The following is a 5,379-nucleotide window of genomic DNA, read 5'->3' as shown; positions in this document are numbered from 1 at the left end:
GGCCAATGGCTTCGTGAAGGTGCAGGTGGTCGGCCATACCGACACCGTCGGCTCCGACAAGTACAACATGAAGCTGTCGCTTGATCGCGCCCAGGCCGTGAAGGACGAAATGGTCCGCGAAGGCCTCAGTGCCGATGGCATTGCCATCGACGGCAAGGGCTTCCATGACCTGCTGGTCCCGACCGGACCGGGCGTGCGCGAGCCGCAAAACCGTCGCGCCGTCATCGATCTCGGCAAGTAATTCTTGCCGCATCAACGAGAAGGGCGGGCCCGCGAGGGTCCGCCCTTTTTGTTTGTCCCGCAGGGACCGGCGGCGAACGCCGGTCATCTGACCGAACGGGATTAGGGATGGGGTGCAGCGGCCGGAGCGGGCGCCACTTGAGGTGTGACCGCCGCCGTCCGCATCGGATTGGGCGTCGGGATGATGGTGGGAACCGGCGTCGCCACGATGGCGCAGCCCGACACCCCGCCCGCCAGGACGGCCGGCGGCACATCTTCGACAAACTCGGCCAGCTTCAGCCCGGTCGGGCCGAGCGCGGCCCCCGCCAGCAGCGTTGCGCCGGTGCAGAAATCCTCGTGATCGTGGGTGCGCCGGAGCTCGGCTTTTGCCGCCAACTCAGTCTTGAACAAATTATAGGCCTTGTCACCCTGCTTGGCGCCAAGCACGCGGGCGAACATCTTCAGCATCAGCTGGTCGGATACGCGCAGTTCCGGCCCATAGCGGGTCTGGAAGGCGTTGTAGTTCACTCGCGCCGTCTCTCCGCAGGCCAGCGCCGCATCCATCAGCTCCTGCTGGATCGCGGTTGTGTACTGCGCCGACATTTCGGCCGGACTGGCGCATTTTCCTGCGGAAACCTTGGCTTTCTTGGGCGCTGCCCCCGCTGCCACGCACAACGCGAGCGCGCACACACCCGCCACCCCCAACACCCGGATTTTCATCGAACCCTCGTTATCTTGTCCGCCGAAGCCCGCAGAGCCTAGCATTGCCCGCCGCGCTGAGGCTATTCCTCCCGGTCGCAGCCCGCGAAAAGTCACCACATTCGGTAAAGACGCCCGGTGGCCGCGTCCGGCCAAGCCTTTCATCCCGCTGCCGCGTCTAGTAAGCGTTTGCCGTTCGCCAAAGGACCAGGACCCATGACCATCAAAGTCGCCGTTGTCGGCGCCACCGGAAATGTCGGCCGCGAGATGCTGAGCGTGCTCAAGGAGCGCCAGTTCCCCGCCGACGAGGTGGTGGCGCTGGCGTCGTCGCGTTCGATCGGGGTCGAAGTCTCGTTCGGCGACGGCGTCCTGAAGGTGCATAGCCTCGAGCATTACGATTTCAAGGGCACCGATGTCGTGCTGATGAGCGCCGGCGGGGCGCTGTCGAAGGAATGGGCGCCCAAGATCGCCCGCGACGTGCCCTACATCATCGACAATTCCTCGGCCTGGCGGATGGATCGCGAGGTGCCGCTGATCGTGCCGGAAGTGAACGCGGCGGTGCTCGATCAGGGCGTAAAAAAGGGCATCATTGCCAATCCCAATTGTTCCACTGCCCAGCTGGTGGTGGCGCTGAAGCCGCTGCACGACGAGGCCACCATCAAGCGGGTGGTGGTGTCGACCTATCAATCGGTGTCGGGCGCCGGCAAGGACGCGATGGACGAATTGTTCCGCCAGACCCGCTCGGTGTTCGTCGCCGATCCGATGGAGAGCGAGCATTTCACCAAGCAGATCGCCTTCAACGTCATCCCCCACATCGATGACTTCCTCGATTCCGGCTACACCCGCGAGGAATGGAAGATGATGGTGGAAGTCCAGAAGATCCTCGATCCCGACATCCAGGTGACCGCGACGTGCGTGCGCGTACCGGTGTTCATCGGCCATTCGGAAGCGGTCAATCTCGAATTCGAAAAGCCGATCACCGCGGCCCGTGCCCGGGCGATCCTGCGCGAGGCGCCGGGCTGCCTGGTCGTCGACAAGCACGAAGACGGCGGTTACGTCACCCCGGTGGAGTGCGCCGGCGAAGACGCCACCTACGTCAGCCGCATCCGCAAGGACCCGACGGTGGAACATGGGCTTTCGCTGTGGGTGGTTTCGGATAATCTGCGCAAGGGCGCGGCGCTCAACGCCGTGCAGATCGCCGAATGCCTGTTGAACCGCAACATGATCGGAAACTGATCCGCCCGCGGCGGAGTGTGCTGTATCTGCCCGGCGCCAACGCGCGGGCACTGGAAAAGGCGCGCGAACTGCCGGCCGACACCGTGATCCTCGATCTCGAGGATGCGGTGGCTCCGGAAATGAAAGAGGCGGCGCGGGCGCAGGTTTGTGCCGCGGTGCGGGCCGGTTTCGGCCGCCGCGAAGTGGTGGTGCGAATCAATTCGCTCGACAGCGACTGGGGCGACCGCGACCTGTTGATGGCCGCCGCCGCCAAGCCCGATGCCATCCTGATCCCGAAAGTCGGCTCGGCCCGCGACATTCACCGCGCCGAGCAGCGCCTCGCCCATGCCGTCGATGCCGGCGGACTGGCGATTTGGGCGATGATCGAAACCCCGCGCGGCGTCGCCGACGTCAACGGCATTGCCGAGGCCGGCGGCCGCCTCGCCTGCTTGGTCGTCGGCAGCAACGATCTTCTGAAAGAGATGGGCGCCCGCGCGATGCCCGACCGGCTCAACATCGCGGCGGCGTTGACGGCGACGGTGATGGCGGCGCGCTGCCACGGCCTTGCGGTGATCGATGCCGTGTTCAACGACATCGCCGATACGGGCGGCTTCGCAGCGCAATGCGTCCAAGGGCGCAGCTTCGGCTTCGATGGCAAGACCGTGATTCATCCCAGCCAGATCGGCCCGGCCAACGCCGCCTTTGCGCCCAGCCCCGACGAAGTGGACGCGGCGCGCGCCATCATCGCCGCCTTCGATCGCCCCGAAAACCACGGCAAAGGCGTGATCCAGGTCGACGGCCACATGGTGGAACGGCTGCACGCCGACAGCGCCCGACGCCTCGTGGCGCTCCATGAGGCGATCCGCCCTTGAGCGTCGTCGAGCGATACCGCGCCCTGGCCGCCGCACGGACGATCCAGCCCGACAGCCGCCAGCACGCCGCCGCCGCCAAACTCGATCACCTCGCGCAGGACCTTTCTGCCTGGCGCCCCGGCTTCTTCCGCAAAATGGCGCCGCCGCGCGGGCTGTATCTGTGGGGCGAGGTCGGGCGCGGCAAGTCGATGCTGATGGATTTGTTTTTCGCCGAGGCCGAGGTGGCGAAGCGACGGGTTCATTTCAACGACTTCATGGCCGAAACGCACGCGCTGCTGCACGGCTTGCGCAAGATCGAACACCTCCGCGATCCTTTGCCCGAGGTGGCCAAGCGGCTCGAGCAGCGCCTCATCTGTTTCGACGAGTTTCAGGTGGACGACGTTGCCGACGCCATGATCCTCGGCCGGCTGTTCGAGCATTTATTCGCCCGCGGCACGGTGGTGGTGGCGACGTCCAACACCGCGCCCGACCGGCTCTATCAGCACGGCCTCAACCGCCAGCTGTTCCTGCCCTTCATCGCCATTCTGAAAACGCGGCTCGAGGTCGTGCATCTCGTTGGCAGCGATCACCGCCGCGCCTTCACCGGCGAGGCTTACCAGACCGGCCCTGGCGCCGCCGCGGCAATGGACGAGGCTTGGGCCAGCCTCGGCGGCGAGGCCGCGCACGCCATCCAGCTCACGGTGCTCGGACGGCACCTTCTGGTGCCGCGGGCGGTGGCGGGGGCGGCGCGGTTCGCGTTTGCCGAGTTGTGCGAGCGCCCGCTGGGACCCGCCGATTACTTGGCGCTGGCAGGGGCGTTTACCACGCTGGTGCTCGACGCCATTCCGGTGTTCCCGGCCAAATCCGACGCCGCCAAGCGCTTCCAGCGCCTGATCGACACCCTCTATGATCGCCGGGTGCGGCTCTACTGTTCGGCGGCGGCCGATCCCGACGATCTGTTCCCCGAAAGCGACGGTTTCGAACGAACCGTGTCGCGGCTTCTTGAAATGCGCCGCGGCGTCTATATTTCTCAGCCATGTTCTGGAACCTGACGACCGTCGCCCTGATCATCGTCGCCGGCAGCCTCGCCTATTGGCTGGGCCCGCGCCTTGTCGCCGCGCTGAAGCGGTTCGATGACGACAACCGCGCCCGCATCATCCGTGACGTTCAGGACCGCCGCGATACCAGCGCCCACGTCCGCCACACCTTGGAGGTCGCCGAGGAACAGGTCGAGGACATCACCGAAATCACCGACACCGATCCGCGCACCGCGACGCCGGTCACCCGCTATGCTTTCGAAGGCATCTGGTACGCCAGCCGCGCCGAAGCCGAACAGGTGCGGGCACAGAAAATCGGCGACATCGCCCGCGGCTTCTATCGCGACCTGCCGGCGGCCCTGGCGGCGCGCAAACAGGACGGGCGCTTGGGCTGATCACAGCCCTTTGCACGGCGCGGGATTGGTCGTAGAGGGCTGTTCTCCTCCAGCCAGAAGGACCGCCATGCCGCACGATCCCGCCTTGGAAGCGCACGAGCAAGCCGAACATGCCAATCACGGTGCCCACGATCCGTTCGTCGCCCGGGTCACGCTGACCGTCGCCACGCTGGCCATTTTGGCGGCGGTGGCCGGGAGCCTGGAGTCGATCGAGGCGGGCCGCGCCCTCAGCGCCGCCAGTGAAGCCGTCCTGGCCCAGGACGAAGCGACCGATGCCTGGAACGAATACGAAGCACAAAGCCTGAAAAAGCACATGTACGGCATCGCCGCGGCAACCGCCGGCACCAAGGCCGATCAATTCCGCAAGATCGAGCAGGCCGAGGCGCTCAAGCAGGAACCGCTGCGCCAGACGGCGAAATCCGACGAAGCCCGGCGCGATCACCTGCTCGGCGACAGCCGCCACCACGAAGACCGCCATCACGGACTGACGGCGGCGGCGACGCTGTTCGAGATCGGCATCGCCATGTCGACGGTGGCGATCATCTCGCGCCGGCGCTGGCTGCTCACCGGGGCTTCGATCTTCGGCGCCGTCGGCGCCGTCGTCCTCGCGCTGGTGTATTTGGCGTAAGTTCGCCGCGCGAGCACGCGGGGCAGAACAACGGGCATTCGAATGAACCCCTCATCCTGAGGAGCCCTTTGGCCCTCGCCCTTCGAGACGTGAACAACTCCTCAGGGTGAGGGCCAAAGGGCGTCTCGAAGGATGACCTCAGGCTTGCATCAGGCGCGGCAGTTTGCCGGTGTCGCCGCCGGCTTCGCGCATCAGGAAACGCCGCAATGGCGCGATTTTGTCGACCACGCCGAGGCCGACATCGCGGGCCAGGCGCAGCGGCGAGAGATCGTTGGAGAACAGGCGATTGAAGGCGTCCATGGTGAGTCCGGTGGCGACACTGTCGAAGCGGCGCC

Annotated in this window: 7 protein-coding genes and 1 pseudogene; 6 read left to right on the top strand and 2 right to left on the bottom strand. The window is 66.1% G+C overall.

Annotation, left to right across the window (positions count from 1 at the left end; all coding sequences use genetic code 11):
* Nucleotides 1–241, top strand: a 241-nt coding sequence (locus AC1P6P_RS06980; RefSeq protein ID WP_481401713.1) for an OmpA family protein, incomplete at its 5' end; no start/stop codon positions are given.
* A 101-nt stretch (nt 242–342) separates the two neighbouring features.
* On the opposite strand, the gene AC1P6P_RS06975 is transcribed toward AC1P6P_RS06980, so the two are convergent.
* Complete coding sequence (locus AC1P6P_RS06975; RefSeq protein ID WP_481401712.1) at nt 343–939, bottom strand: hypothetical protein; 597 nt, start codon at nt 937–939, stop codon at nt 343–345.
* A gap of 195 nt (nt 940–1,134) precedes the next feature.
* Here AC1P6P_RS06975 and AC1P6P_RS06970 point away from each other — a divergent pair, with 195 nt between their 5' ends.
* The 5 genes from AC1P6P_RS06970 (at nt 1,135) to AC1P6P_RS06950 (ending at nt 5,044) form a co-directional block, all read left to right on the top strand.
* A complete protein-coding gene (locus AC1P6P_RS06970; RefSeq protein ID WP_481401711.1) occupies nt 1,135–2,154 on the top strand; it encodes an aspartate-semialdehyde dehydrogenase in 1,020 nt (339 codons plus the stop codon).
* Nucleotides 2,121–3,005, top strand: coding sequence for an HpcH/HpaI aldolase/citrate lyase family protein (locus tag AC1P6P_RS06965; RefSeq protein WP_481401710.1), 885 nt, complete (start codon nt 2,121–2,123; stop codon nt 3,003–3,005). The genes AC1P6P_RS06970 and AC1P6P_RS06965 overlap by 34 nt, the downstream gene beginning before the upstream one ends.
* A complete protein-coding gene (gene zapE / locus AC1P6P_RS06960) occupies nt 3,002–4,036 on the top strand; it encodes a cell division protein ZapE (protein ID WP_481401709.1) in 1,035 nt (344 codons plus the stop codon). Before AC1P6P_RS06965 ends, zapE begins: the two co-directional genes overlap by 4 nt.
* Nucleotides 4,021–4,416 carry a hypothetical protein gene (locus AC1P6P_RS06955; protein WP_481401708.1) on the top strand — a complete coding sequence of 132 codons (396 nt, stop codon included), beginning with the start codon at nt 4,021–4,023 and terminating at the stop codon, nt 4,414–4,416. Before zapE ends, AC1P6P_RS06955 begins: the two co-directional genes overlap by 16 nt.
* 67 nt (nt 4,417–4,483) lie before the next feature.
* Nucleotides 4,484–5,044: a DUF4337 family protein gene (locus AC1P6P_RS06950; RefSeq protein WP_481401707.1), complete on the top strand. Its 561-nt coding sequence runs from the start codon at nt 4,484–4,486 to the stop codon at nt 5,042–5,044.
* A gap of 138 nt (nt 5,045–5,182) precedes the next feature.
* Here the strand turns inward: AC1P6P_RS06950 and AC1P6P_RS06945 are convergent.
* Nucleotides 5,183–5,379 (bottom strand): annotated as a pseudogene (locus tag AC1P6P_RS06945) (2-octaprenyl-6-methoxyphenyl hydroxylase); the annotation flags it as partial.

It is taken from the genome of Rhizomicrobium sp. (assembly GCF_056722145.1).
Note: the sequence above shows the minus strand (reverse complement) of the source record. Positions and strands in the feature narration are given on the sequence as shown.

Bases quoted from the DNA above. Each gene is read 5' to 3' on its own strand.
- AC1P6P_RS06975 (WP_481401712.1), bottom strand. From the start codon at position 939: ATGAAAATCCGGGTGTTGGGGGTGGCGGGTGTGTGCGCGCTCGCGTTG.
- AC1P6P_RS06955 (WP_481401708.1), top strand. From the start codon at position 4,021: ATGTTCTGGAACCTGACGACCGTCGCCCTGATCATCGTCGCCGGCAGC.
- AC1P6P_RS06950 (WP_481401707.1), top strand. From the start codon at position 4,484: ATGCCGCACGATCCCGCCTTGGAAGCGCACGAGCAAGCCGAACATGCC.
- AC1P6P_RS06965 (WP_481401710.1), top strand. From the start codon at position 2,121: ATGCCTGTTGAACCGCAACATGATCGGAAACTGATCCGCCCGCGGCGG.
- AC1P6P_RS06970 (WP_481401711.1), top strand. From the start codon at position 1,135: ATGACCATCAAAGTCGCCGTTGTCGGCGCCACCGGAAATGTCGGCCGC.